At 72.5% G+C, this 26,664-nt stretch carries 22 protein-coding genes; 16 read left to right on the top strand and 6 right to left on the bottom strand.

Annotated elements, in window-relative coordinates; genetic code table 11:
• Positions 1–124 precede the first annotated feature (124 nt).
• The 14 genes from ACFZBD_RS30085 to ACFZBD_RS30020 all read left to right on the top strand — a co-directional run bounded on the left by ACFZBD_RS30085 (position 125) and on the right by ACFZBD_RS30020 (position 18,334).
• Positions 125–994: a TatD family hydrolase gene (locus tag ACFZBD_RS30085; RefSeq protein WP_391145677.1), complete on the top strand. Its 870-nt coding sequence runs from the start codon at positions 125–127 to the stop codon at positions 992–994.
• Between the two features lie 139 nt (positions 995–1,133).
• A complete protein-coding gene (locus ACFZBD_RS30080) occupies positions 1,134–2,411 on the top strand; it encodes a ubiquitin-like domain-containing protein (protein ID WP_391145674.1) in 1,278 nt (425 codons plus the stop codon).
• Positions 2,408–3,268 carry a 16S rRNA (adenine(1518)-N(6)/adenine(1519)-N(6))-dimethyltransferase RsmA gene (gene rsmA, locus ACFZBD_RS30075; protein ID WP_391145671.1) on the top strand — a complete coding sequence of 287 codons (861 nt, stop codon included), beginning with the start codon at positions 2,408–2,410 and terminating at the stop codon, positions 3,266–3,268. The genes ACFZBD_RS30080 and rsmA overlap by 4 nt, the downstream gene beginning before the upstream one ends.
• A gap of 56 nt (positions 3,269–3,324) precedes the next feature.
• The gene (locus ACFZBD_RS30070) at positions 3,325–4,239 is read left to right on the top strand and encodes a 4-(cytidine 5'-diphospho)-2-C-methyl-D-erythritol kinase (protein WP_391146131.1); all 915 of its coding nucleotides are present in this window, start codon (positions 3,325–3,327) and stop codon (positions 4,237–4,239) included.
• 117 nt (positions 4,240–4,356) lie between these two features.
• Entirely contained in the window at positions 4,357–5,724 is a 1,368-nt protein-coding gene (locus tag ACFZBD_RS30065; protein WP_391145668.1) for an acyltransferase family protein, read from the top strand.
• 114 nt (positions 5,725–5,838) lie between these two features.
• On the top strand, positions 5,839–7,653 hold the full coding sequence (locus ACFZBD_RS30060; RefSeq protein ID WP_391145666.1) for an ATP-binding cassette domain-containing protein: 1,815 nt from the start codon (positions 5,839–5,841) through the stop codon (positions 7,651–7,653).
• A gap of 111 nt (positions 7,654–7,764) precedes the next feature.
• Positions 7,765–9,600, top strand: coding sequence for a PQQ-binding-like beta-propeller repeat protein (locus ACFZBD_RS30055; protein ID WP_391145663.1), 1,836 nt, complete (start codon positions 7,765–7,767; stop codon positions 9,598–9,600).
• A gap of 16 nt (positions 9,601–9,616) precedes the next feature.
• On the top strand, positions 9,617–11,200 hold the full coding sequence (locus ACFZBD_RS30050) for a PQQ-binding-like beta-propeller repeat protein (RefSeq protein WP_391145660.1): 1,584 nt from the start codon (positions 9,617–9,619) through the stop codon (positions 11,198–11,200).
• 43 nt (positions 11,201–11,243) lie between these two features.
• Positions 11,244–13,037 carry a PQQ-binding-like beta-propeller repeat protein gene (locus tag ACFZBD_RS30045; RefSeq protein ID WP_391145658.1) on the top strand — a complete coding sequence of 598 codons (1,794 nt, stop codon included), beginning with the start codon at positions 11,244–11,246 and terminating at the stop codon, positions 13,035–13,037.
• 225 nt (positions 13,038–13,262) lie between these two features.
• Positions 13,263–13,949 carry a LuxR C-terminal-related transcriptional regulator gene (locus tag ACFZBD_RS30040; RefSeq protein ID WP_391145655.1) on the top strand — a complete coding sequence of 229 codons (687 nt, stop codon included), beginning with the start codon at positions 13,263–13,265 and terminating at the stop codon, positions 13,947–13,949.
• A 153-nt stretch (positions 13,950–14,102) separates the two neighbouring features.
• On the top strand, positions 14,103–15,146 hold the full coding sequence (galT, locus tag ACFZBD_RS30035; RefSeq protein ID WP_391145652.1) for a galactose-1-phosphate uridylyltransferase: 1,044 nt from the start codon (positions 14,103–14,105) through the stop codon (positions 15,144–15,146).
• On the top strand, positions 15,143–16,111 hold the full coding sequence (gene galE / locus ACFZBD_RS30030) for a UDP-glucose 4-epimerase GalE (protein ID WP_391145649.1): 969 nt from the start codon (positions 15,143–15,145) through the stop codon (positions 16,109–16,111). Before galT ends, galE begins: the two co-directional genes overlap by 4 nt.
• The gene (gene galK / locus ACFZBD_RS30025) at positions 16,108–17,253 is read left to right on the top strand and encodes a galactokinase (RefSeq protein ID WP_391145647.1); all 1,146 of its coding nucleotides are present in this window, start codon (positions 16,108–16,110) and stop codon (positions 17,251–17,253) included. Before galE ends, galK begins: the two co-directional genes overlap by 4 nt.
• Positions 17,254–17,548: 295 nt before the next feature.
• Positions 17,549–18,334: a LuxR C-terminal-related transcriptional regulator gene (locus ACFZBD_RS30020; RefSeq protein ID WP_391145645.1), complete on the top strand. Its 786-nt coding sequence runs from the start codon at positions 17,549–17,551 to the stop codon at positions 18,332–18,334.
• Here the strand turns inward: ACFZBD_RS30020 and ACFZBD_RS30015 are convergent.
• A complete protein-coding gene (locus ACFZBD_RS30015) occupies positions 18,293–18,790 on the bottom strand; it encodes a MarR family transcriptional regulator (protein WP_391145644.1) in 498 nt (165 codons plus the stop codon). The two genes, ACFZBD_RS30020 and ACFZBD_RS30015, sit on opposite strands and share 42 nt — an antisense overlap.
• Positions 18,791–18,922: 132 nt before the next feature.
• On the opposite strand from ACFZBD_RS30015, the gene ACFZBD_RS30010 reads away from it, so the two are divergent.
• Complete coding sequence (locus ACFZBD_RS30010) at positions 18,923–19,765, top strand: trans-aconitate 2-methyltransferase (RefSeq protein ID WP_391145641.1); 843 nt, start codon at positions 18,923–18,925, stop codon at positions 19,763–19,765.
• Positions 19,766–19,837: 72 nt separating this feature from the next.
• Here the strand turns inward: ACFZBD_RS30010 and ACFZBD_RS30005 are convergent, their stop codons facing one another.
• Both ACFZBD_RS30005 and ACFZBD_RS30000 read right to left on the bottom strand, forming a co-directional pair.
• Positions 19,838–20,530 carry a TetR family transcriptional regulator gene (locus ACFZBD_RS30005; protein ID WP_391145639.1) on the bottom strand — a complete coding sequence of 231 codons (693 nt, stop codon included), beginning with the start codon at positions 20,528–20,530 and terminating at the stop codon, positions 19,838–19,840.
• On the bottom strand, positions 20,527–21,507 hold the full coding sequence (locus ACFZBD_RS30000; RefSeq protein ID WP_391145636.1) for a fatty acid desaturase: 981 nt from the start codon (positions 21,505–21,507) through the stop codon (positions 20,527–20,529). The genes ACFZBD_RS30005 and ACFZBD_RS30000 overlap by 4 nt, the downstream gene beginning before the upstream one ends.
• A gap of 327 nt (positions 21,508–21,834) precedes the next feature.
• Between ACFZBD_RS30000 and ppc the strand changes: the two genes are divergently transcribed.
• On the top strand, positions 21,835–24,564 hold the full coding sequence (ppc, locus tag ACFZBD_RS29995; protein ID WP_391145634.1) for a phosphoenolpyruvate carboxylase: 2,730 nt from the start codon (positions 21,835–21,837) through the stop codon (positions 24,562–24,564).
• A 67-nt stretch (positions 24,565–24,631) separates the two neighbouring features.
• Here the strand turns inward: ppc and ACFZBD_RS29990 are convergent, their stop codons facing one another.
• The 3 genes from ACFZBD_RS29990 to pth all read right to left on the bottom strand — a co-directional run bounded on the left by ACFZBD_RS29990 (position 24,632) and on the right by pth (position 26,563).
• Positions 24,632–25,348 carry an LPXTG cell wall anchor domain-containing protein gene (locus ACFZBD_RS29990; protein ID WP_391145632.1) on the bottom strand — a complete coding sequence of 239 codons (717 nt, stop codon included), beginning with the start codon at positions 25,346–25,348 and terminating at the stop codon, positions 24,632–24,634.
• 135 nt (positions 25,349–25,483) lie between these two features.
• Positions 25,484–25,927, bottom strand: coding sequence for a hypothetical protein (locus tag ACFZBD_RS29985; RefSeq protein WP_391145630.1), 444 nt, complete (start codon positions 25,925–25,927; stop codon positions 25,484–25,486).
• A 39-nt stretch (positions 25,928–25,966) separates the two neighbouring features.
• Entirely contained in the window at positions 25,967–26,563 is a 597-nt protein-coding gene (gene pth / locus ACFZBD_RS29980) for an aminoacyl-tRNA hydrolase (RefSeq protein ID WP_391145628.1), read from the bottom strand.
• Between the last annotated feature and the right edge of the window lie 101 nt (positions 26,564–26,664).

Genomic DNA, 26,664 nt, shown 5'->3' with positions numbered 1-26,664 from the left:
CCCGTCGCCGCCTCCCCGCCGGCGGGTGCCTCCCGGCCCCCGGGAGCCACCGCATCCCACCGCACCCTGCTGTGCCGTCCCGGGCCGCCGTGAGCGATCACCCGGCCCCTCGTACGATCGGGGCATGAGTTCCAAGGACGCCCCGCCGCCCCTGCCCGAGCCGCTTCTCGTGCCGGTGGCGGACTCGCACACCCACCTGGACATGCAGTCCGGCACCGTCGAGGAGGCCCTCACCAAGGCCGCCGCCGTCGGTGTCACGACCGTCGTCCAGGTGGGCTGCGACATCAAGGGCTCCCGGTGGGCCGCCGAGACCGCCGCCGCACACGACAACGTGCACGCCGCCGTCGCCCTGCACCCCAACGAGGCCCCCCGGATCGTCCTCGGCGACCCCGACGGCTGGTCCCGCCAGGGCGCCCGCGAGGGCGGCGGGGACGCGGCCCTCGACGACGCGCTCGGCGAGATCGACCGGCTCGCCGCCCTGCCGCACGTCCGCGCCGTCGGCGAGACCGGTCTGGACTTCTTCCGCACCGGGCCGGACGGCGTCGCCGCCCAGGAGCGCTCCTTCCGCGCCCACATCGAGATCGCCAAACGGCACGGCAAGGCCCTCGTCATCCACGACCGGGACGCCCACGCCGACGTCCTGCGGATCCTCGACGAGGAGGGCGCCCCGGAGCGGACCGTCTTCCACTGCTACTCCGGCGACGCCGACATGGCCCGGATCTGCGCCGCGAAGGGCTACTACATGTCCTTCGCCGGCAACATGACCTTCAAGAACGCCCAGCCGCTGCGCGACGCCCTGGCGGTCGCCCCGGCCGAGCTCGTCCTGGTCGAGACGGACGCCCCCTTCCTCACCCCGGCGCCCTACCGCGGGCGTCCCAACGCGCCCTACCTGATCCCCGTCACCGTCCGCGCGATGGCCGCCGTCCGCGGGACCGGCGAGGACGAACTGTGCGCGGCGATCGCCGTCAACACCGCGACCGCCTTCGACTACTGACCCCGGCGGCCCCCCGACGGCACCCCTGGCTTCGCCTGTCGAACGCCGGGCCGGTGCCGATCACCGATCGGTAACGGTTACGTTTCGTGGTCGAGGCGCTTTGGAGAGTGACCGTCGCTGCCGCTAGGGTCCCGGCCTCGTGAGCACCTCGCAGGGAAGCCACCGGGCCGCGCGCGGCGGACGCCGGCCGGACATCTCCCTCCATGAGCAGCCGACCGTGGTGGCGCCCCTCGTGCCCGGCCAGGGCCCGGCCCCCGCGCCCCCGCCGGCGACCCGGGCCGAGGCGCGGCGGGCGTCCCGCCGCCGCAAGGCCGCCCCGCCCGCGGGCGACGGCCTGCGGCGGATCGTCCCGCAGGCCCTCGTCGTCGCCTTCCTGGCCGGCGGCACCAGCGCCTTCGTCGCCAGCGACAAGGCCGTCCGGCTCTCCGTCGACGGGGTCCCGCGCACCCTGCACACCTTCGCCGACGACGTCGACGAACTCCTCGCCGACGAGGGCCTCGCCGTCGGCGCCCACGACATCGTCGCCCCCGCCCCCGGCGAGGAGCTGGCCAGCGGCGACGAGGTCGTCGTCCGGTACGGCCGGCCCGTCGCCCTCACCCTCGACGGACAGCGCCGCCAGGTGTGGACCACGGCACGCACCGTCGACGGCGCCCTGCGCCAGCTCGGGGTCCGGGCCGAGGGGGCGTACCTCTCCGTCTCCCGCTCGGCGCCCATCTCCCGGCGGGGCCTCGCCCTGGACGTCCGTACCGAACGCACCGTCACCTTCCTCGCCGACGGCCGCGAACGGACCCTGCGCACCAACGCCGCCACCGTCCAGGAGGCCGTCGAGCAGGCCGGGATCACCCTCTCCGGCCAGGACACCACCTCCGTACCGCCCGACTCCTTCCCGCGCGACGGACAGACCATCACCGTCATGCGGATCACCGGCGGCAAGGAGGTGCGGGAGGAGGCCGTCCCGTACGCCGTGGAGCGCGTCCGCGACCCGGACCTGTTCGCGGGCACGGAGGTCGTCGAACGGCAGGGCGTGCAGGGCGTGCGCCGGGTCACGTACGCGCTGCGGACCGTCAACGGCGTCCGGCAGAAGCCGAGGAAGATCGGCGAGGAGATCGTCCGGGCGCCCGTCACCCAGCAGGTGAAGGTCGGCACCCGCCCGCTGCCCGCCTCGGTCGCCGGCGCCGACGGGCTCGACTGGGGCGCTCTCGCGGCCTGCGAGTCCGGCGGGCGGCCGAACGCCGTCGATCCGTCGGGGACCTACGGCGGGCTCTACCAGTTCGACCCCGGCACCTGGCGCTCGCTCGGCGGCAGCGGGGTCGCCCAGGACGCGTCCGCCTCGGAACAGACGTACCGGGCGAAGAAGCTCTACGTGCAGCGGGGGGCGAGTCCCTGGCCCCACTGCGGCCGTAGGCTGTACCGGTGAGCACCACCGATCCCGACGCCCTCCTCGGCCCCGCCGACATCCGTGAACTGGCAGCGGCGCTTGGCGTACGCCCGACCAAGCAGCGCGGCCAGAACTTCGTCATCGACGCCAACACGGTCCGGCGGATCGTCCGGACGGCCGAGGTGCGCCCCGACGACGTGGTCGTGGAGGTGGGCCCGGGACTCGGGTCGCTGACCCTGGCCCTCCTGGAGGCCGCGGACCGGGTGACCGCCGTCGAGATCGACGACGTGCTCGCCGGGGCGCTGCCCGCGACCATCGAGGCCCGCCTGCCGCGGAAGAAGGACCGCTTCGCGCTGGTCCACTCCGACGCCATGCACGTCCAGGAGCTGCCGGGGCCGCCGCCGACCGCGCTGGTCGCGAACCTTCCGTACAACGTGGCCGTGCCCGTCCTGCTGCACATGCTCGACCGCTTCCCCTCGATCGAGCGGACGCTGGTCATGGTGCAGGCCGAGGTCGCCGACCGGCTCGCGGCCCGGCCCGGGAACAAGGTCTACGGCGTGCCGTCGGTCAAGGCGAACTGGTACGCCGAGGTGAAGCGGGCGGGTTCCATCGGCCGCAACGTCTTCTGGCCGGCGCCGAACGTCGACTCCGGCCTGGTCTCGCTGGTGCGCCGCACGGAGCCGGTGGCGACCACCGCCTCCAAGGCGGAGGTCTTCGCGGTCGTCGACGCGGCCTTCGCGCAGCGCCGCAAAACCCTGCGGGCCGCGCTCGCCGGCTGGGCGGGATCGCCCGCCGCCGCCGAGGAGGCGCTCGTCGCGGCCGGCATCTCGCCGCAGGCGCGCGGCGAGGCGCTGACGGTGGAGGAGTTCGCACGGATCGCGGAGGCGAAGAAGTGACCGGCGGTACGCGGAACGGGGCGGCGGCGGGCACCGCGGAAGGCCCGGCGACGGGCGTGACGTCAGGCCCGGCGGGCGGGGTGACCGTCCGCGTGCCCGCGAAGGTCAACGTCCAGCTGGCGGTCGGCGGAGCGCGGCCCGACGGTTTCCACGACCTGGCCAACGTCTTCCTCGCCGTGTCGCTGTACGACGAGGTCACGGCCACCCCCGCCGACGAGCTGACGGTCACCTGCAAGGGCCCGGACGCCGACCAGGTCCCCCTGGACCGCACCAACCTGGCCGCGCGGGCCGCCGAGCTGCTCGCCGCCCGCCACGGCCTCTCGCCCGACGTGCACCTGCACATCGCCAAGGACATCCCGGTCGCCGGCGGCATGGCGGGCGGCAGCGCCGACGGCGCGGGCGCGCTCCTCGCGTGCGACGCGCTGTGGGGCCTGGACTCCGCGCGCGCCGACCTCCTGGAGATCTGCGCGGAGCTCGGCAGCGACGTGCCGTTCAGCCTGGTCGGCGGGGCGGCGCTGGGCGTCGGCCGCGGCGAGCGGCTGACCGCCGTGCCGGTGAGCGGCGCCTTCCACTGGGTCTTCGCCGTCGCCGACGGCGGCCTGTCGACCCCGGCGGTGTACGGCGCGTTCGACCGCCTCAACGAGGGCGTGACCGTCCCCGAGCCGGTCGCCTCCCCGGCCCTCCTGGAGGCGCTGCGCGCCGGCGACGCGGCCGCCCTGGCCGCGACGCTGACCAACGACCTCCAGCCGGCCGCCGTCTCCCTGCGCCCCTCCCTGACCGCCACCCTGGAGGCGGGCACGGCGGCCGGCGCCCTGGCCGCCCTGGTCTCGGGCTCCGGCCCGACGACGGCCTTCCTGGTCAAGGACGCCCAGGCGGCGGAGGCGGTGGCCTCCGCGCTGCTCGCCTCCGGCACCTGCCGTACGGCCCGCCCCGCCACCTCCCCGGCCCCGGGCGCGACGATCCTGCGCTGACCGGCCGCGGGCCGGGCCGTACGCCCCCGCCCCCGCCCCCGTACGCGTGGATACTCACCCGGCGGTTGAGTATCCGCGCCCTCACGGGCCGCCGGTGCCGCGCGGGACCGTACCCCCATGGGAATCAGCGCTCGGGAGCTCGCCGCCGCCACACCCGCGTCCAGGGACCGGTACGTCGACCTGTTGCGGGTCGCCTCGCTCGGGGTCGTCGTCCTCGGGCACTGGCTGATGGCCGTCGTCGGCGCCGACGGGCAAGTAAACAACCTGCTCGCCGTCGTGCCCTGGCTCCAGGGGGTGACCTGGGGGCTCCAGGTCATGCCGGTGTTCTTCTTCGTCGGCGGCTTCTCGCACGCCCTCGCCTACCGCTCCCGGCCCCGGTACGCGGCCTTCCTGCGCGCCCGGCTGCAGCGGCTGCTGCGGCCCACCATGGTCTTCGTCGGGGTGTGGGGCGCCGCCGCCCTCCTCCTCCAACTCGTCGGCGGCGACGACGGGCTGACCGGGGTCGCGCTGCGACTGGTCGCCCAGCCGCTGTGGTTCATCGGCATCTACCTCGCGATGGTCGCCCTCACCCCGCCGCTGCTGAGGCTGCACGAGCGGTACGGCTGGGGGGCGTTCGCGCTCCTCGTCGGCGGGGCGGTCGCCGTCGACGTGCTGCGGTTCGCCGCGGGGGTGCCGTTCGTGGAGTTCCTGAACTTCGCCTTCGTCTGGCTCGCCGTCCACCAGCTCGGCTTCCTGCGCGCCGACGGCCGGATCCGCCGCCCGGCCGTCCTCGCCACCGCGGGCCTGGTGGGCGCGGGCCTCCTGGTCGCCCTCGGGCCGTATCCGCTGTCCATGGTCGGGATGCCCGGGGAGAAGGTCTCCAACATGGCGCCGCCCACCCTCGCCCTGCTCTGCCACGGCCTGTGGCTCGTCGGCGCGGTCGAGCTGTGCCGGGGCCCCGGGGCGCGCTTCGCCGCCCGGGCCGGCGTCTGGCACAAGGTGGTGCTGGCGAACGGGGTCGCGATGACGGCGTTCCTCTGGCATCTGACCGCGATGCTCGGCGTGTACGGCGCGATGCTCGCGCTCGGCCTGGAGCCGCCGGAGCCGGCCACGGCCGCCTGGTGGGCCCAGGTGCCCCCGCGGATCGTCGCCGCCGCACTGCTCACCGCCCTGCTGGTGGCCGCTTTCCGCGGCTTCGAACGACCTTCGCCGCCCGCCCGCGCCTCCGCCCCGGCCGCCTCCGCTGCCGCCCCGCCCGCCCGGGCCTCCGGCCCAACCGCCTCCGCTTCCGCCCCGGCGAGGGGCCCCCGGCGCGCCCCGCTCGCCGCTCTCGGTGCCACCCTCGCCCTCTTCGGTGTCCTCGGCCTCTCCATGACCGGCTTCGGCGGGCTCCTGGAGGGCCACGCGGCCACCCTGATCGCCGTCCCCGTCACCGCCCCCGTCGCGGTGGCCACGGCCCTGCTCGGCTGGCTCCTCGTCGAGCGGGCGGGGCGGACCCACCGGTAGGGGCCACCCGCCCGCCGCGGGCGCCCGCGCGGCCCCGGACGATCACGCACACCGGCCCACCTGCCGGGCCGTCTACCCTTGGACGTCGATCGATCCCCCCGTACAGGAGTCAAAGTGGCCGTCAATCTGGTCAATGTCGAGGCTGTCAGCAAGGTGTACGGCACCCGTGCCCTGCTGGACGGTGTCTCTCTCGGCGTCTCCGAAGGGGACCGGATCGGTGTCGTCGGGCGCAACGGCGACGGCAAGACCACCCTCATCCGGATGCTCGCCAAGCTGGAGGAGGCGGACACCGGCCGCGTCACGCACAGCGGCGGGCTCCGCCTCGGCGTGCTCACCCAGCACGACTCCCTCGACCCGAAGGCCACCGTCCGCCACGAGGTCATCGGCGTCATGGCCGACCACGAGTGGGCCGGCAGCGCCAAGATCCGTGACGTGCTCACCGGTCTCTTCGGCGGCCTCGACCTGCCCGGTTTCGAGCACGGCCTCGACACCGTCATCGGCCCGCTCTCCGGCGGTGAGCGCCGCCGCATCGCGCTCGCCAAGCTCCTCATCGACGACCAGGACCTGATCGTCCTCGACGAGCCCACCAACCACCTCGACGTCGAGGGCATCGCCTGGCTGGCCGGCCACCTCCAGACGCGCCGCTCGGCGCTCGTCTGCGTCACCCACGACCGGTGGTTCCTCGACCAGGTCTGCACCCGCATGTGGGACGTGCAGCGCGGCGACGTGCACGAGTACGAGGGCGGCTACTCCGACTACGTCTTCGCCCGCGCCGAGCGGGAGCGGATCGCCGCGACCGAGGAGGTCAAGCGGCAGAACCTGATGCGCAAGGAGCTGGCCTGGCTGCGGCGCGGCGCCCCCGCCCGTACCTCCAAGCCCCGCTACCGCATCGAGGCCGCCAACGAGCTGATCGCCGACGTGCCGCCGCCGCGCGACACCTCCGAACTGATGAAGTTCGCCAACGCCCGGCTCGGCAAGACGGTCTTCGACCTGGAGAACGTCACCGTCACCGCCGGACCCAAGACGCTCCTCAAGCACCTCACCTGGCAGCTCGGTCCCGGCGACCGGATCGGCCTCGTCGGCGTCAACGGCGCCGGGAAGACCTCGCTGCTGCGCGCCCTCGCCGACGCCGCCGTCACCCAGGGCGAGACCCAGCCGGCCGACGGGAAGGTCGTCGTCGGCAAGACCGTACGGCTCGCCTACCTCTCGCAGGACGTCACCGAACTGCCCGCCACGCTGCGGGTCCTCGAGGCGGTCCAGCAGATCCGCGACCGCGTCGACCTCGGCAAGGGCCGCGAGATGACCGCGGGGCAGCTGTGCGAGCAGTTCGGCTTCACCAAGGAGAAGCAGTGGACGCCGGTCGGCGACCTCTCCGGCGGTGAGCGCCGCCGCCTCCAGCTCCTGCGCCTGCTCATGGACGAGCCGAACGTCCTCTTCCTCGACGAGCCCACCAACGACCTCGACATCGAGACCCTCACCCAGCTGGAGGACCTCCTCGACGGCTGGCCCGGCTCGATGGTCGTCATCTCCCACGACCGGTTCTTCATCGAGCGGACCACCGACAAGACGTTCGCGCTGCTCGGCGACCAGACCCTGCGGATGCTGCCGCGCGGCATCGAGGAGTACCTGGAGCGGCGCCGGCGCATGATCGAGGCGTCGGTCCCGACGCCCGCCGCCCCGGCCGCGAAGTCGGCCGGCGCCGCGAAGACGGTGTCCGCCGCGGACACCCGCGCCGCGAAGAAGGAGCTGCAGAAGGTCGAGCGTCAGCTGGACAAGATCTCGGACAAGGAGACGAAGCTCCACGCGCAAATCGCCGATAACGCCACAGACTTCGAGAAGGTGGCGAAGCTGGACGCGGAGCTGCGGGAACTGGTCGTCGAGCGCGACGAGTTGGAGATGCGCTGGCTCGAACTGGCCGAGGACGCGTAACGGAGGCATTACGGGCCGGTCCTCCCTTGGGTACAACGGGCGGACCGGTCACTTTTGCGCCATCCCCCGAGTGGTAGAAAGAAAACCCGCTCACGTCAAGGGGGAACGCTGATGACCCAGCCGCCCAGCAACCAGCCGCCGGGCTTCGGCGCACCGGAACCGAACGAGGGGAACCAAGGCGTCCCGCCGATGCCCCCCGTCCCGCCGCAGTCCCCGCCGGCGCCGCAGTCCCCGCCGGCCGCGCCGGGCCCGTACGGCCAGCCGACGCAGCCCGGTTACGGCTACCCGCAGCAGGCCCCCGCGCCCGGCTACGGCTACCCGCAGCAGCCCGGCCAGCCCGGCCCGTACGCCCAGCAGCCGGGACAGCCCGGCCCGTACGCCCAGCAGCCGGGACAGCCCGGCCCGTACGCCCAGCAGCCGGGACCGTACGGCCAGCAGCCCGGCCCCTACGGCGGCTACCCCGGCCAGCCGCAGTACCCCGGCGCGCCCACCCCGCCCGGTGGCAACAACCCCTTCAAGGGCAAGCCCGGCGCCATCGTCGCCGCGGCCGTCGCGGCCCTGCTCGTCATCGGCGGCGGCACCTGGTTCGCCCTCAGCGGCGGCGACGACGAGAAGCCGGTCGCCAAGCCGACCGCCACCCCGACCGCCCCGACCGGCTCCCCCTCCGTCGATCAGGGCGACGGCAACGGTGACGGGGACGGCCGCAACGGCGAGGACGACCTCAACGGCGGGCGCCAGCCCGGCGAAGCGAAGATCAACTGGCTGCTCAAGAACAACGTCGACCTGCCCAAGAACGGCGCCGACGTCTACGGCCCGTGGGTCGTCGGCGACGTCGTCGTCAAGGGCATGTACAAGGGCCTCGACGGCTACGGCCTCACCGACGGTGCGCTCAAGTGGCACCTCGACCTGCCCTTCGAGATGTGCGCCGCCCCGTCGGCGCCGGCCGCCGACGGCTCGATGGTCATCGGCGTCCACGACAAGGCCGGCGACCGCGCCAAGTGCACGACGCTGCAGAAGATCGACCTCAAGACCGGCAAGGCCGGCTGGAAGCGGTCCGTCCCCAAGGCCACCGGTCTGTTCGCCTTCGACGACAACACCCTCGCCATCAGCGGAAACACCGTCACCGCGGCCGGCACCAGCAGCTCGTACGGCTTCTCCCTCGCCGACGGCAAGCAGCTCTTCGGCACGCCCGCCAGTGGCTGCAAGGCCTTCGCCTACGCGGGCGGCGAGAAGCTGATCGCCGCCGACAGCTGCCCCACCGGCGACGTCGACAAGAAGCAGCAGCAGGTCAGCGAGGTCGACCCGAACACCGGCAAGCCCCGGTGGAGTTTCCGGCTCCAGCCCAACTGGGAGGTCGACAAGGTCTACTCGATCAACCCGCTGGTCATCTCCGCCACCCAGCGCGACGAGAAGAAGTGGACGATCTTCGCGCTGACCGCCAACGGCAAGCTGCGCTCGCAGATCCAGGGCGGCACCGACAAGTACGCCCCCCAGTGCGGCGGATCGTTCGTCATCTTCGGCAAGAACCTTTCGGGGTGCGTCGGCGTCGCGGCCGACGCGAACACCTTCTACATGGCCACCGAGACCAGCTACGGCACCCCGAACGAGGTCGTCGCCTTCGACCTCAACACGGGCAAGCCGAAGTGGCGTTCCAAGGCCCCCGGCGAGCAGACCATGATCCCGCTGCGCATGGAGGGCTCGGAGGTGCTGGTATACGCCGAGCCGTCGTACGACAAGGGCGGCACCGTCGCCACCATCGCCCCCACCGGAGGCGCGCCGAAGACCCTGCTCCAGCACCAGGCCTCCACCGCCCAGGTCGAGAGCAGCTTCTACAACGCCCGCTACGCCTACGGCAACGGCATCTTCGTCATCTCCGCCGGCCGGGTGAGCGCCAGCAATGACAAGGCCGAGAAGGAGACCAAGACGATGATGGCCTTCAGCAAGTGAGGGCCGTCCGACTCCGATGACGACACCGCAGCAACCCGGGCCGCCCCCGCCGTCGTACGGGCCCTACGGCACGATCAATCCGTACGGCGGCGGGCCCGCCGGCCCGGCGGGCGCACCGCCCGTCCCGCCGCCCCCGCACACCGCCCCGCCCCCGCCGTCCCCGCGCGGCCCGCGCCGCGCCAGGGCGGTGGTCGCCGGCGCCGTGGCGGCGCTCCTCGCCGTCGGCGCGGTGACCTGGTACGCCCTCGGCGGGACCGGTGACGGCGGCCGTGCGGACGGCAAGGCGAGCGCGAGCCCGTCCGTGCCGCCGACGGCCACCGGCCCGACGGGGCCCGCCGGTCCGACCGCTCCCGACACCGCGGCCGCGGCCGCCTACAACAAGGACATCGCCCCCGGCGACGCCTCGGTCCTGTGGCTCCGGAAGAACGACATCGACGTCACCACGCTCACCGGCGACGTCTACGGGCCCTGGCAGTTCGGGGACACCGTCGTCACCGCCATGTACCGCACGGTCACGGCCCATTCGGTCGCCGACGGCACGGTGAAGTGGCGACTGACGCTCGACACGGAGATCTGCCGCGCGTCGAACGACGTGTCGAAGGACGGGAAGATCGTCCTCGCCCGCAAGGAACGCCTCCACTCCGACGCCGACGAGTGCCGCAACCTCCAGGCGGTCGACCTGCGCACGGGCACGTCCGGCTGGCAGCGGAAGATCGTGAAGGAGGGCAACTTCGACTTCATGAACGACTACTCGCTCGCCATGAGCGGCGACACCGTCACCGCGGGCCGGCACCAGTACTCGACCGGCTACCGCCTCAGCGACGGCAAGCAGCTGTTCGGCAAGTGGGACAAGAGCCCCTGCCAGCCGTACGCCTACGCCGGCGGACCGAAGCTCGTCGCCGCGGTCTCCTGCCCGACCTCCGACGAGAAGAAGCCGCAGGAGGAGATCCACGAGGTCGACCCGGTCACCGGCGCGTCCCGCTGGAAGTACCCCCTCCCGATCGGCTACCGGGTGGACCACGTCCTGTCCGTACGGCCGCTCATCGTCTCGGCCACCGACCGGGCCCGCGGCCTCCACGGCATCGTCGTCCTCAACGAGGACGGGACGAAGCGCACCTCGCTCAAGGGCGACGGCTGGTACGAGGAAGGGTGCACGGAGGACGTCGCCCACCAGGGCAACCTCCAGCGCTGCCAGGTCGTGGCCGACGGTGACACCGCCTACCTGGCGACCCGGCCCGACGCGAAGACGAAGACCAACGAGATCGCCGTCTTCGATCTCCGTACCGGTGAGATCGTGCGGCGCATCCCGGGGCTCCGGAACCGCATGATCCGGCCGCTGCGGATGGAGGGCGGTTCGCTGATCGTCCGGCGGGCCGCGCTGCTCGACGAGCCCGGTTCGCTGGCCACCGTCGCGCCGGGCACGACGCGGCCCGTGGAACTGCTCCGCCTCCCGCGCGTGACCGGGCGCCTCGAGTCACGCTTCCACGAATCGAGGGCGCTGTACGTGAACGGCCGGTACATCCTGGTGCGGAACGTCGTCGCCGGCTCGAACGACGCCGAGGAGATGAAGAGGGAGACGCTGTTGGCCTTCGGCACGTGACACCGTTTCCCGCCCGCCTTCCACACTCAGAGGTACCCACGCCATGACGCAGCCACCTCCGCCCCCGCCGAACCAGCCGCCCGGTCCTCCCCCGGGGGACCCCCAGGGCGGTTTCGGCGCCCCCCAGGACCCCCCGCCGGGCGGTTTCGGCGCTCCGACGCCCCCGCCGCAGCAGCCCTACGGCTACCCCCAGCAGCAGCCCGGACAGCCGCAGTACGGCTATCCGCAGCAGCAGCCTCCGACCCAGCCGCAGTACGGCTATCCCCAGCAGCCGCCGACGCAGCCGCAGTACGGCTACCCGCAGCAGCAGCCGCCGGGCCAGCCGCCGTACGGCTATCCCACGCAGCCGCAGTACGCGCAGACGCCCCCGCCCTCCGGCGGCAAGAAGCTGTCCGCGCAGGCGCAGATCATCATCGCGGCCGTGGTGGCCGTCGCCCTGATCGTCGGCGGCGGTATCTGGTACGCGAGCTCCGGCGGCGGCGAGGAGAAGAACGACACCGCCGGCGCCACCTCGGGCGCGAGCCAGGGCAAGGGCGGCGGCAACGGCGTGGGCGGCAACGGCAAGGAGAAGGCCCCCGCCAACCCGCAGGCCAAGCTGGCCTTCCAGCTGCCCCAGCCCAAGGTGCAGGACATCACCGACGTGTCCGGCTCCTGGCTGACGGACAAGGCGTACGTCAAGACCGGCGTCGACTCGATCGTCGGCTACGACCTGGACAAGGGCGCCGCGGCCTGGACCCTCGCCCTGCCCGGACAGGTCTGCGGCGCCTCGCGGCACGTCACCGCCGACAACAAGACGGCCGTCCTCTTCGAGGCGACCAAGCGGGTCGGACCGCGCTTCTACCAGCCGTGCACCGAGGTCGGCGTCATCGACCTCACGGCAGGCAAGCTGGTGTGGTCCAAGTCCGTCACCGGCGGCTCCGCCGGTGACACCAAGGCCCGGTTCAGCGAGGTCACGCTCAGCGGCACCACCGTCGCGGCCGGCGGCACCGACGGCGGCGCCGCCTTCGACGTGGCCAACGGCAACCCGCGCTGGTCGCCGAAGCCCAACGCGCAGGACTGCTACGACATGGGGTACGGCGGCGGCGCCGGCCTCGTCGCGGCGCGCAAGTGCGGGCCGTACGACAGCCAGTACGTCGTCATCCAGAACCTCAACCCGCTCACCGGCGCGCCGGTCTCGCAGTTCAAGATGCCCCCCGGCGTGAAGTACGCGTCGATCGTCTCCACCAAGCCGCTCGTGGTGGCCGCCGACGTGGGCGACACCGCGGGCGACGGCAGCGGCATCTCCGACTTCTTCTCCATCGACGAGAAGACCGGCAAGCTGAAGGCGAAGATCACGGCGGACGCCGACCGGTACGCGGCCCGCTGCCGCTCCACCGAGGTGGAGAGCTGCACCAAGGTCCTCGTCGGCAACGGGCGGATCTACGTCCCGACCGAGGAGCACGAGGGCAGCAGCGGCGAGTACGGCGACGAGACCAACGAGATCGTCTCGTTCGACCTGGCCACCGGGAAGCCGATGACCGGCAAGGCGGACGCGGGCGACAAGTACACCCTCGTCCCGCTGCGCATGGACGGCGGCAACCTCATCGCGTACAAGATCCCCCCGTACGACAAGGGCGGACAGGTCGTCTCCATCGACGGCGGCACGATGCAGGCGACCACGCTGATGGAGAACCCCTCGGACGACTCCGTGCGCGACGCCGAGAACAGCTTCGGCACGGACTACGCCGAGATCCTCTACGGCAACGGGCGGATGTTCATCTCCGACACCATGCTGAGCAAGCCGCGGGCGTCCTCCTCCACCAAGGAGTACCTGGCGCTCGCGTTCACCACCCACTGATCACCCGCTGATCACCTGCCGGTCATCCGCTGATCGGACCGCGGGCCCCCGGGGCGGGGGCCAGGACGGCCCGGCGCATCGACTCACTCGACGCGCCGGGCCGTTTGCGCAGGCCCCGAAGGGCGAAGAATTCGACAGTCCCGGGGCACGAGCGTGTAACTTGCCGGGTCATCAACGCTGGCTGGGGCCGGGGACGGCTCCAGGGGGGGACAAAGGGGTTGCTCCATGGGCGTGCGGCTCATGGTGGTCGACGACCACCGACTGCTGGCCGAGGCGCTCGCCTCGGCATTGAAACTGCGCGGGCACCGGGTGCTCGCGGCGGCCGCCCCGGTGGCGGGCGCGGCCGACCTCGTGGTGAGCCGGGCGCCGGAGGTGTGCCTGCTCGGCACGGCCGCCCCGGCCGAACCGGGCGCCTTCGACCCGATCGTACGGATCAAGCGGGAGCGGCCGCAGGTGGCCGTGGTCGTCCTCGGCCCGGTGCCCTCACCGCGCGGGATCGCGGCGGCCTTCGCGGCCGGCGCGTCCGGTTACGTCCGGCACGACGAGCGCATCGAGAACGTCGAGCGCGCCCTGGTCAAGGCGCGGGCGGGGGAGGTGGCCGTGGCGCCGCAGCTGCTGCAAGGCGCGTTCATGGAGCTGCTCCACCCGGCGGCGCAGCCGGACGACGAGGGGCAGCGGCTGCTCGGGATGCTGACGCCCCGGGAGGTGGAGGTCCTGGTCCGGGTCGCCGAGGGGGAGGACACCCGGGGCATCGCGGCCGGGATGGGGATCGCCCCGAGCACGGCGCGGACCCATGTGCAGCGGGTGCTGATGAAGCTCTCGGTGGGTTCCCGCCTGGAGGCGGCGGCGCTGGCCGCCCGCACCGGCCTGCTCGACCACGCGCCGCGCCCCCGGGGGCCGCTGAACCGCTAGGGCGCTACGCGCCCGCGATGGGGGCGCGCGTCCCTCCTTCTCACCCCACCGGACCTGGGACGACGCCCCGGTCCGGTGCTCGGCGTTGACTCCTATGTTTGATTGTGGTTCCTTGTGCGTGGTTCTGTTTGGTTCCCCGCCTGAGGACACCCCGTGAAGAAGACCGTCACCACCCTCGCCGACGGACGCGAGCTCATCTATTACGACGCGGCCGACGACGCCGTGCGCGACGCCGTCGACGCACGCCCCCTCGACCGTGTCGCGTCCGCCTCCGAGCTGCGCCACGACGTCCTGCTCGGGGACCACGTCGCCATCGCCTCCCACCGGCAGCAACGGACCTACCACCCGCCCGCCGACGCGTGCCCGCTGTGCCCCTCCCGGGACGGCCGGCTGAGCGAGATCCCGTCCCCCGACTACGAGGTCGCCGTCTTCGAGAACCGCTTCCCCTCCCTCTCGGGCGGCGCCGGGCGGTGCGAGGTGGTCTGCTTCACCTCCGACCACGAGGCATCCTTCGCCGACCTCACCCCCGGACAGGCCGCCCTCGTCCTCGACGCCTGGACCGACCGGACCGCCGAGCTCGCCGAGCTGCCCGGGGTCGAGCAGGTCTACTGCTTCGAGAACCGGGGCGCCGAGATCGGCGTCACCCTCGGCCACCCGCACGGCCAGATCTACGCCTTCCCGTACACCACCGCCCGCACCGCCCTGATGCAGCGCAGCGCCGCCGAGCACCTGGCCCGCACCGGGCGGAACCTCTTCGACGACGTCGTCGCCCGCGAGCGCGCGGACGGTGTCCGGGTGGTCCTGGAGACCGAGCACTGGATCGCCTTCGTCCCCTACGCCGCGCACTGGCCGTACGAGGTCCACCTCTACCCCGTCCGGCGCGTGCCCGACCTGAGGGCGCTCGACGACGCCGCCCGCGCGGACTTCGCCCACGTCTACCTGGAACTGCTCCGGCGCTTCGACCGGCTCTTCGGACCGGACCAGCCCCCGACGCCCTACATCGCCGCCTGGCACCAGGCGCCGTTCACGGACGAGCGGCGTGCGGAGTTCGCGCTGCACCTGGAGCTTTTCACCGTCCGCCGGGCCTCTGGCAAGCTGAAGTACCTCGCGGGCACCGAGTCCGGTATGGGCGCGTTCATGAACGACGTGCCACCGGAGTCCGCGGCCGACAGACTTCGAGAGGTTGCGAGCAAGTGAGCAAATATCTGGTGACGGGTGGAGCGGGCTACGTGGGCGGCGTCGTCGCCACCCACCTGCTGGAGGCGGGCCACGAGGTCACCGTTCTCGACGACCTCTCCACCGGCTTCCGCGAAGGCGTCCCCGCCGGGGCCACCTTCATCGAGGGCCGCATCCAGGACGCGGCCCGCTGGCTGGACTCCTCCTACGACGGCGTGCTCCACTTCGCCGCCTTCTCGCAGGTCGGCGAGTCGGTCGTCAACCCCTCGAAGTACTGGGACAACAACGTCGGCGGGACGATGGCCCTGCTCGCCGCGATGCGCGAGGCGGGCGTGCGCCGGCTGGTGTTCTCCTCGACCGCCGCCACCTACGGCGAGCCGGCGTCCGCGCCGATCACCGAGACCGCGGCGACCGCGCCCACCAACCCCTACGGCGCCTCCAAGCTGGCGGTCGACCACATGATCGGCGGCGAGTGCGCCGCCCACGACCTGGCCGCCGTCTCGCTGCGCTACTTCAACGTGGCCGGCGCCTACGGCGTGGCCGGTGAGCGGCACGACCCCGAGTCGCACCTCATCCCGCTCGTCCTCCAGGTCGCCCTCGGCAAGCGCGAGGCGATCAACGTCTACGGTGAGGACTATCCGACCCCGGACGGCACCTGCGTCCGCGACTACATCCACGTCGCCGACCTCGCCGAGGCCCACCTGCTGGCCCTGGGCGCCATGACCCCGGGCGAGCACCTGATCTGCAACCTCGGCAACGGCAGCGGCTTCTCCGTACGGGAGGTCGTCGAGACCGTGCGCAAGGTGACCGGGCACCCGGTCCCCGAGGTGACGGCCGAGCGCCGCGCCGGAGACCCGGCGGTGCTCGTCGCCTCGGCCGACACCGCGCGTGAGCGGCTCGGCTGGAATCCGTCCCGCCCGGACCTGGCGGACATCGTGCGGGACGCGTGGGCGTTCGCGAGGGAGAGGGAGCAGGGACGCGTATGAGCGTGACGGGGGAGTTCGAGGCGCTGTACGGGGTGGAGCCGGAGGGCATCTGGGCCGCCCCCGGGCGCGTCAACCTGATCGGTGAGTACACCGACTTCAACGACGGGTTCGTGATGCCGCTGGCGCTGCCGCACACCGCGGTCGCCGCCGTCGCCCGCCGTACCGACGGAGTCCTGCGGATCCACTCCGCCGACGTCGAGGGCGGCATCGTCCAGCTCGACGTCGACTCCCTCGAACCCCTCTCCGGCACCGGCTGGGCCGCGTACCCGGCCGGTGTCGCCTGGGCGCTGCGGGAGGCCGGCCATCCGGTCACCGGCGCGGACATCCACCTCGCCTCCACGGTCCCGACCGGCGCGGGACTCTCGTCCTCCGCCGCCCTGGAGGTCGTCACCGCCCTCGCCCTGAACGACCTGTGCGGACTCGGCCTGACCCGCCCGGAGCTGGCGGTGATCGCCCAGCGCGCCGAGAACGCCTTCGTCGGCGTCCCCTGCGGCGTGATGGACCAGATGGCCTCCGCCTGCTCCGTCGCGGGCCACGCCCTGCACCTCGACACCCGCGACCTCTCCTTCCGGCAGGTGCCCTTCGACCTCGCCGCGCGGGGCCTGCGGCTCCTCGTGGTCGACACCCGGGTGAAGCACGCGCTCGGAGACGGCGCGTACGCGGAGCGGCGCGCCGGGTGTGAAGCCGGTGCGCGGGCGCTCGGAGTGCGCGCCCTGCGCGACGTGCCGTACGCGCACCTGCCCGACGCCCTCGCCCGCCTGGACGACGAGACGGTCCGGCGCTATGTCCGGCACGTGGTCTCCGACAACGAGCGGGTGGAGCGGACGATCGCGCTCCTGGACGCCGGGGACGTCCGGGCGGTCGGCCCGGTCCTCACCGAGGGGCACCTCTCGCTCCGGGACGACCTGCGGGTCTCCTGCGCCGAGCTGGACCTCGCGGTCGAGACGGCCTGCGCGGCCGGCGCGCTCGGCGCCCGGATGACGGGCGGCGGGTTCGGCGGCTCGGCGGTCGTGCTCGTGGAGTCCCGCGCGGCGGACGCGGTGGGCTCCGCCGTCGAGAAGGCCTTTGCCGAAGCGGGCTATGCCGCGCCGCGCGTCTTCCCCGCGGTGCCGTCGGAGGGGGCGCGCAGGCTCTCCGCGTAACCCCGGGAACGGGCCGGCCCACCCCCCGGGAACGGGCTCGAACTGTCGACTTCAGTCGCGTTCGGTCACATGCGCCCCCTGCGTACCGCCGTGTTCCACCAGTTCCGCAATTCGGCTTCCGCTCGGGCGCCCCGCCCGTACTCTGATGCGCAGCACCGGTGGGGGCCGGTGCTGATCAGGGGTGAGACCAGTCGGGTACGGCGCCCGGGGCGGGGTAAGGGTCAGCACGGCGGCGGCCGTGCGACGACGGACCTCCTCTCCGGCGCTGTGCCCGCGCCGGTCCGTTCCTCGACACTTGGGGGTGTCCGTGGTCCGTATCCGGGTCCTGGTGGTGGACGACCACCGCATCTTCGCCGAGTCGCTGGCCGCCGCCCTCGCGGCGGAGCCCGACGTCGACGTCTCGGCGGCGGGCAGCGGCCCAGCCGCCCTGCGCTGTCTCGACCGCGCCGCCGCCGAAGGGCGCCGCTACGACGTGATGCTGGTCGACGCCGACCTCGGCGCGGCCCCCGGCCCGCCCCCCGTCGCCCGCGCCGTACCGGACGACGGCGGAGGCGTGGTCGACGGCATCTCCCTGGTCGCCGGCGTCGCGGAGGCCCGCCCCGCCGTCCGTACCGTCGTGCTCGCCGAGCGGGACGATCCGCACCGGGCCGCCCTCGCGCTCCAGGCCGGCGCCTCGGGCTGGGTGGCCAAGGACTGCTCCCTGCAACGCCTGCTCGCCGTCATCCGGGGCGTCCTGCGCGACGAGACCCATCTGCCCCCCGCCCTGCTCACCGGCGTGCTGCGGGAGCTGACGGCGGCCCGCAAGCACCGCAGCGAGAGCGAGCAGCTGGTCGAGTCGCTGACCCCGCGCGAGCGGGAGGTGCTGCGCTGCATGGTGGCGGGCCTGGGGCGCAAGGCGGTCGCCGAGCGGCTGTTCCTCTCCCCGCACACCGTCCGTACGCACATGCAGAACGTGCTCGGGAAGCTGGGCGTGCACTCCACGCTGGCGGCCGTGGCACTGGCGCGCCGGGCGGGCGTCGGACCCGCGGACCCGGTCCCGCTAGCCGGGGATGTTGTCGAACGGGGCGGTCAGCTGGCGTAGCAGATCGGCCAGTTCACCGCGCTGGGTGCGGGAGAGCTGGGCCAGGATGGCCCGCTCCTGCGCGAGGAGGCCGGCGAGCGCCTGGTCGGCCCGGTCGCGGCCCTCGGCGGTGAGACGGACCAGGACCCCGCGCCGGTCACTGGGGTCCGGGAGGCGCTCCACGAGACCCTTCTTGGTGAGCCGGTCGATGCGGTTGGTCATCGTCCCCGAGGTGACCAGCGTCTGGGTCAGCAGCTGGCCGGGGGAGAGCTGGTAGGGCGCGCCGGCCCGGCGCAGCGACGTGAGGACGTCGAACTCCCAGGGCTCCAGCTGGTGCTCGGAGAAGGCGAGCCGACGGGCGCGGTCGAGGTGCCGGGCGAGCCGCGAGACGCGGCTGAGCACCTCGAGCGGTTCCACGTCGAGGTCGGGGCGCTCGCGGCGCCATGCAGCGACCAGACGGTCGACCTCGTCCTCCATGACGATCAGTGTAAAGGGTCTGTTGACATAAAGTCTCTTGACGTCAAGATATATTCCGCTGGACTATGGGGAAGGACCGGGCCGGAACCCTGTTCCGCTTCGGCAACTCGTTCCAGCAAGGGGGCTTCGAACATGCATTCCGGACCAGCTTCTGCTTCTGTCGCACCGACATGGGACCCACAGCAGTACCTCCGTCACTCCGGCCACCGCACCCGCCCGTTCCTCGACCTGCTCGCCCGAATACCGCAGCTGCCCGGCGGCGACCACCCCGCCCGGATCGCCGACCTCGGCTGCGGACCCGGCAACGTGACCGTGCTCCTCGCCGAACGCTGGCCGGACGCCCACATCACCGGCTTCGACCTCTCACCCGACATGCTGGAACGCGCCGAGAAGGACCACGCCGGCACCACGGCCGGCGGCGGCTGGCTCGACTTCCGGCCCGCCGACGCCGCGCACTGGACCCCGGGCGAGCCCTACGACCTCATCGTCTCCAACGCCGCACTCCAGTGGGTCCCCAACCACCCCGAGTCCTTCGCCCCCTGGATCGACGGCCTCCGCCCCGGCGGAACGTTTGCCTTCCAGGTCCCCGGCAACTTCACCTCGCCCAGCCACGCCCTGCTCGGCGAACTCTGCGACACCCCCCGGTGGCGCGACCGCCTCGGCGACGAGGGCCGCCGCTTCGTCCACGTCCTCGACCCGGCCGACTACCTCCACCGCCTGACCGACCTCGGCTGCGAGACCGACGTCTGGGAGACCACGTACTCCCAGCTCCTGCCGGGCGAGGACCCGATCCTCGACTGGGTCAAGGGCACCGCCCTGCGCCCGGTCCTGACCGCGCTGGAGGGCGACCAGGAGGCGACGGATGCCTTCCTCTGCCAGTACCGCGACCTGCTGCGCGCCGCCTACCCGCGCGGGCCCCGGGGCACGGTCTTCCCCTTCCGCCGCATCTTCGCCGTCGCGAGAAAGGGAGCCTGACACGCGGGCGGGGGCGCCGCCCCCAGGCGACGCCCCCGACCCTCCGCACCCCCCGCGGACCACCCGCGCGGATCAGCTTTTGCGGTGCCCTATCAGCCGCGGCTTCTGCTCCAGACCGTCCAGGCCGTGCCAGGCCAGGTTCACCAGATGGGCCGCGACCTCCGCCTTCTTCGGCTTGCGTACGTCCAGCCACCACTGGCCCGTCAGCGCCACACTGCCCACCAGCGCCTGCGCGTACAGCGGGGCCAGCTTCGGATCGAAGCCGCGGGCCTTGAACTCCAGGCCCAGGATGTCCTCCACCTGCGTGGCGATGTCGCTGATCAGCGAGGCGAACGTGCCCGTCGACTGCGCCACCGGCGAATCACGGACCAGGATCCGGAAACCGTCGGTGTACCGCTCGATGTAGTCGAGCAGCGCGAACGCGGCCTGCTCCAGCAGCTCACGCGGATGCCCCGCCGTCAGCGCCCCCGTCACCATGTCGAGCAACTGGCGCATCTCGCGGTCCACGACCACCGCGTAGAGCCCCTCCTTGCCCCCGAAGTGCTCGTACACCACCGGCTTGGAGACGCCCGCCTTCGCCGCGATCTCCTCCACCGACGTGCCCTCGAAGCCCTTCGCCGCGAACAGCGTCCGGCCGATGTCCAGCAGCTGCTCACGGCGCTCCGCGCCCGTCATCCGCACCCGGCGCCCGCGCCGGGGCTTCTCACTGCCGCTGGATGCGTCGGTCTTGCTGGGACTGCCGTCGATCGCCACGTTCTCCATCATGCCGCGTCGACGGGCTCGCCCCGGCGCCGGGCTTCGATCCGGGCCGCGTCCGGCCAGCGCACGTCGTACGCCCAGCCGCACATCTCGAACCACCGGATCAGCCGCGCACTGGAGTCCACCTGCCCCCGCAGCACCCCGTGCCGCGCCGAGGTCGGGTCCGCGTGGTGCAGGTTGTGCCACGACTCACCGCACGACAGCACCGCCAGCCACCACACGTTGCCCGACCGGTCCCGCGACTTGAACGGACGCTTGCCCACCGCGTGACAGATCGAGTTGATCGACCACGTGACGTGGTGCAGCAGCGCCACCCGGACCAGGGAACCCCAGAAGAACGCCGTGAACGCCCCCCACCACGACATCGTCACCAGACCGCCCACCAGCGGCGGGATCGCCAGCGACAGGACCGTCCAGAGCACGAACTGGCGGGAGATCGCCCGGAGCGCCGGGTCCTTGATCAGATCCGGCGCGTACTTGTGCTGCGGCGTCCGCTCCTCGTCGAACATCCAGCCGATGTGCGCCCACCACAGGCCCTTCATCAGCGCCGGAACGGTCTCGCCGAAACGCCACGGCGAGTGCGGGTCGCCCTCCGCGTCGGAGAACTTGTGGTGCTTGCGGTGATCGGCCACCCAGCGCACCAGCGGACCCTCCACCGCCAGCGACCCCATGACCGCCAGCGCGATCCGCAGCGGCCGCTTCGCCTTGAAGGCGCCGTGCGTGAAGTACCGGTGGAAGCCGATCGTGATGCCGTGGCAGCCGATGTAGTACATCGCCACCATCAGGCCCAGATCGAGCCAGCTCACCCCCCACCCCCACGCCAGCGGCACCGCCGCCAGCAGCGCGAGGAAGGGGACGACGATGAACAGCAGCAGCGCGATCTGCTCGACCGACCCCTTGCTGTCCCCGCCGAGCGTGGCGGAGGGCGGGGCGGCGGGGTCGCCTACCTCGGAGTCCGAGGTGACCTGGGGGCTTGCGGACATAGGTGTCCCCTTGGGGAGAAAAGGAAGGAAGGGGGAGTGGGGGAGAGAAGCGGACGAGCGGGTGAAGAGCGGCGAAACGGTGCGAGAGCGGACGAGCGGAAGGGGGAGGAAGAGGGACAAGCGCGGACCAATACCGGCGCGTGGCTACGCTTCCGTAACCTACGGCGACGTAAGTATGGCAGCGCGGTGGCGCGCGGCAAGAGGGCGCGACAGGGCCACCGGCGGCGCCGCGCCCGCGGACACCTATCCTGGGTGCGTCGGACAGCGCGGTCCGCAAGCCTCCAGAACCCCTCCAGACGTGCTCAAACACTGCAAGGAGCCGCACCTGTGAGCAGTGCCGACCAGTCCTCCACCGCCAGCGCCGAGCTGCGTTCCGACATCCGCCGACTGGGCGACCTCCTGGGCGAGACCCTCGTCCGCCAGGAGGGCCACGACCTCCTCGACCTCGTCGAGAAGGTCCGCCGCCTCACCCGCGAGGACGGCGAGGCCGCCGCCGAGCTGCTCGGCGACACCGACCTCGAGACCGCCGCCAAGCTCGTCCGCGCCTTCTCCACCTACTTCCACCTGGCGAACGTCACCGAGCAGGTCCACCGCGGCCGCGAGATGCGCGACCGGCGCGCCGCCGAGGGCGGGCTCCTCGCCCGCACCGCCGACATGCTCAAGGACGGCGACCCCGAGCACGTCCGGGCCACCGTCAAGAACCTCAACGTCCGGCCCGTCTTCACGGCCCACCCCACCGAGGCCGCCCGCCGCTCCGTCCTCAACAAGCTGCGCCGGATCGCCGCCCTCCTGGAGACCCCGGTCATCGAGGCCGACCGGCGCCGCCACGACCTCCGGCTCGCCGAGAACATCGACCTCATCTGGCAGACCGACGAACTCCGCGTCGTACGCCCCGAGCCGGCCGACGAAGCCCGCAACGCCATCTACTACCTCGACGAACTCCACGCCAACGCCGTCGGCGACGTCCTCGAGGACCTCGCCGCCGAACTCGAACGCGTCGGCGTCGAACTCCCGCCCGGCACCCGCCCCCTCACCTTCGGCACCTGGATCGGCGGCGACCGCGACGGCAATCCCAACGTCACCCCCGCCGTCACCTGGGACGTGCTGATCCTCCAGCACGAACACGGCATCAACGACGCCCTCGACCTCATCGACGAGCTGCGCGGCTTCCTCTCCAACTCCATCCGCTACGCCGGAGCCACCGACGAGCTCCTCGGCTCCCTCCAGGCCGACCTCGAACGACTGCCCGAGATCAGCCCGCGGTACAAGCGCCTCAACGCCGAGGAGCCCTACCGCCTCAAGGCCACCTGCATCCGCCAGAAGCTCGTCAACACCCGCGAGCGCCTGGCCAAGGGCACCCCCCACCAGGCCGGCCGCGACTACCTCGGCACCGCCGAACTGGTCCAGGACCTCGCCCTCATCCAGACCTCCCTGCGCGAGCACCGCGGCGGCCTCTTCGCCGACGGCCGGATGGACCGCACCATCCGCACCCTCACCGCCTTCGGCCTCCAGCTCGCCACCATGGACGTCCGCGAACACGCCGACGCCCACCACCACGCCCTCGGCCAGCTCTTCGACCGGCTCGGCGAGGAGTCCTGGCGCTACGCCGACATGCCCCGCGACTACCGGCAGAAGCTCCTCGCCAAGGAACTGCGCTCCCGCCGCCCCCTCGCGCCCACCCCGGCCCCCCTCGACGCCGCCGGCGAGAAGACCCTCGGTGTGTTCCACACCATCAAGGAGTCCTTCGAGCGCTTCGGCCCCGAGGTCATCGAGTCGTACATCATCTCGATGTGCCAGGGAGCCGACGACGTCTTCGCCGCCGCCGTCCTCGCCCGCGAGGCCGGCCTCATCGACCTGCACGCCGGCTGGGCCAAGATCGGCATCGTGCCGCTCCTGGAGACCACCGACGAGCTCAAGGCCGCCGACGTCATCCTCGACGGCATGCTCGCCGACCCCTCCTACCGCCGGCTCGTCTCCCTCCGCGGCGACGTCCAGGAGGTCATGCTCGGATACTCCGACTCCTCCAAGTTCGGCGGCATCACCACCAGCCAGTGGGAGATCCACCGCGCCCAGCGCCGCCTCCGCGACGTCGCACACCGCTACGGCGTACGCCTCCGCCTCTTCCACGGCCGCGGCGGCACCGTCGGCCGCGGCGGCGGCCCCTCCCACGACGCCATCCTCGCCCAGCCCTGGGGAACCCTGGAGGGCGAGATCAAGGTGACCGAACAGGGCGAGGTCATCTCCGACAAGTACCTCATCCCGTCCCTCGCCCGCGAGAACCTCGAACTCACCGTCGCCGCCACCCTGCAGGCCTCCGCCCTGCACACCGCGCCCCGGCAGTCCGACGAGGCCCTCGCCCGCTGGGACGCGGCCATGGACACCGCCTCCGAGGCCGCCCACACCGCCTACCGCAGGCTCGTCGAGGACCCCGACCTGCCGACGTACTTCCTCGCCTCGACCCCGGTCGACCAGCTCGCCGACCTGCACCTGGGCTCGCGGCCCTCCCGCCGCCCCGGCTCGGGCGTCTCCCTCGACGGCCTCCGGGCCATCCCGTGGGTCTTCGGCTGGACCCAGTCACGGCAGATCGTCCCCGGCTGGTTCGGCGTCGGCTCCGGTCTCAAGGCCCTGCGCGAGGCCGGTCTCGACCCGGTCCTCGGCGAGATGTACGAGCAGTGGCACTTCTTCCGCAACTTCCTCTCCAACGTCGAGATGACGCTCGCGAAGACCGACCTGCGGATCGCCCGCCACTACGTCGACACCCTGGTCCCCGACGACCTCAAGCACGTCTTCGACACCATCGAGGCCGAGCACGCCCTGACCGTCGCCGAGGTCCTCAAGATCACCGGCGGCGAGAAGCTCCTGGACTCCAACCCGGTCCTCCAGCAGACCTTCGCCATCCGCGACGCCTACCTGGACCCGATCTCCTACCTCCAGGTCGCCCTCCTCGCCCGCCAGCGCGCGGCCGTCGAGCGCGACGAGGCCCCCGACCCCCTCCTCGCCCGCGCCCTGCTCCTCACGGTCAACGGCGTCGCGGCCGGCCTCCGCAACACCGGCTGACCCCCGCCCCGACACGCAAGTGCCCCCACCGGCCCGGCCGGTGGGGGCACCCTTGTTTCCGTAGACGTCAGTGCTGCCCGGCCCTGCGACGACGGGTCACCAGGAAGCCACCGACACCCGCGAGGGCGACGGCCACGGCGGCGATGGCACCCACAGGGGCACCCGCACCGGTCTCGGCCAGGCCGCCCTCGGAACCGCCCTGGCCGCCACCCTGCTCACCGGGGGCTCCGGGGGAGGGAGACGCGGACGCGCCCGGAGTTCCGGTGCCGGGGGTCTCCGCGCCGGGGGTCTCCGTACCGGGCGTTCCCGTACCAGGAGTCCCGGTACCGGGCGTCTCGGTACCCGGGCCGGCGGGCTCGCACTCGCTCTTGAAGACCTTGTGCTTCGGCGCGCCCTTCTTGCCCTCGAAGTCCCAGAACAGCTTGTACTGCCCGTCGGGAAGGGTCATGTCCTCGGTGCGCTCGTGACCGTCCGCATCGAGCGTGAGGGCACCCGACTTGACGACGGTGCCCTTGTCCTGGTCGTTCTTCGCCCAGGCCTTGATCTGCCAGTCCACCTTCTGACCGGCGTCGAACCCGAAGGCGTCCAGGTAGAACGCGCAGACCTTGGGCTCGTTCTTACGGAGCTCCTCACCGGTCTTCGCGTCATGGATCTTCACGGTGCCGTTGTCCCCCTTCGGGTCACCCTTGGGGTTGCCCGTGGCGGAAGCGGCGGGAGCCAGCAGCAACGAAGCGGCCACCACGGAGGTGACGACGGTGCCGGCGGAAATCAGGGAACGTCTCATAAGGGCTGTCCAACGGAGATGAGAGGGCCGTGGGGGGCGGCGGCCGTAGCCTAACCGGAACCCCGTCCCGCACTTACCCCGCGCGCATAACGATCGGAACGCGCAGCCCACCGACCAGAGCCGCCCCGCCCGCCCTCACAACGCGAAGAACGCCCCCAGCAGCAACGCCCCGCCCAGACCCGCCGCCGACCACGCCGTACGCGTCATCCGCAGCCCGCCGCCCACCACCGGCGCCGCCAGCAGCAGCGCCCCGCCCAGCGGCAGCCAGGCGTGCAGACCGCCACCCCACCCCGTGCGCACCGCCTCGTCCGTCCCCGGCTTCACCACCACCGGAAGCGTCTGGCCCTTCGCCGCCGCCACCGAATGCTCGATCCTCAGCGACGCGTGCGGCGAAGCGGGACCCTCCGGGACATAACGCCCGCTGCACGTCTCCTCGTCGCAGCCGGTCACCGTCAACGTGCCGTGCTCACGGCCCTTGGGAAGCAGGACATGCTGCGCCGTCTCCCACGACGACCAGACGCCCGCGACGACGAGCAACAGGGCGACCAGAGCCATGGCGGCGTTACGGGCGTGGTTCATGACCCGCGATCGTACAGTCGTACCCCCGCGCCCGCCCCGTCAGGAGTTGTACGCCGACTGCGCCCGCTCCAGACCCTCCGCCACCAGGCACTCCACCCCGTCGGCGGCCCGGTCCACGAAATAGTCCAACTCCTTGCGCTCCGAGGACGAGAAGTCCTTCAGAACGAAATCCGCCACCTGCATCCGCCCCGGCGGACGCCCGATACCGAACCGCAACCGGTGATAGTCCGCGCCCATCGCCTTCGTCATCGACTTCAGCCCGTTGTGGCCGTTGTCCCCGCCGCCCAGCTTGAGCCGCAGCACCCCGTAGTCGATGTCCAACTCGTCATGCACAGCCACGATGCGCGCCGTCGGCACCTTGTAGAAATCACGCAACGCCGTCACCGGCCCACCGGACAGGTTCATGTACGACATGGGCTTCGCCAGGATCACCCGACGGTTCGCCGGCCCGGGCGGACCCATCCGCCCCTCCACGACCTGCGCCTGCGCCTTCTGCGCCCGCTTGAACTTCCCGCCGATCCGCGCGGCCAGCAGATCCACCACCATGAACCCGACGTTGTGCCGATGGGCCGCGTACTCCGGGCCCGGATTCCCGAGACCGACGATCAGCCAGGGGGCGTTCGCGTCATCCGTCATGTGCGTCACGTCTCCTCGAATGCGTCCACACCTGCGTACAGAGAAACGGGGTGACGGACCGCCTGCGCGGCCCGCCACCCCGTCACGTCGGACAAGAGCCT

Origin of the sequence: Streptomyces sp. NPDC008121 (genome assembly GCF_042957155.1) — a bacterium.
Lineage (GTDB): Bacteria > Actinomycetota > Actinomycetes > Streptomycetales > Streptomycetaceae > Streptomyces.
Note: the sequence above shows the minus strand (reverse complement) of the source record. Positions and strands in the feature narration are given on the sequence as shown.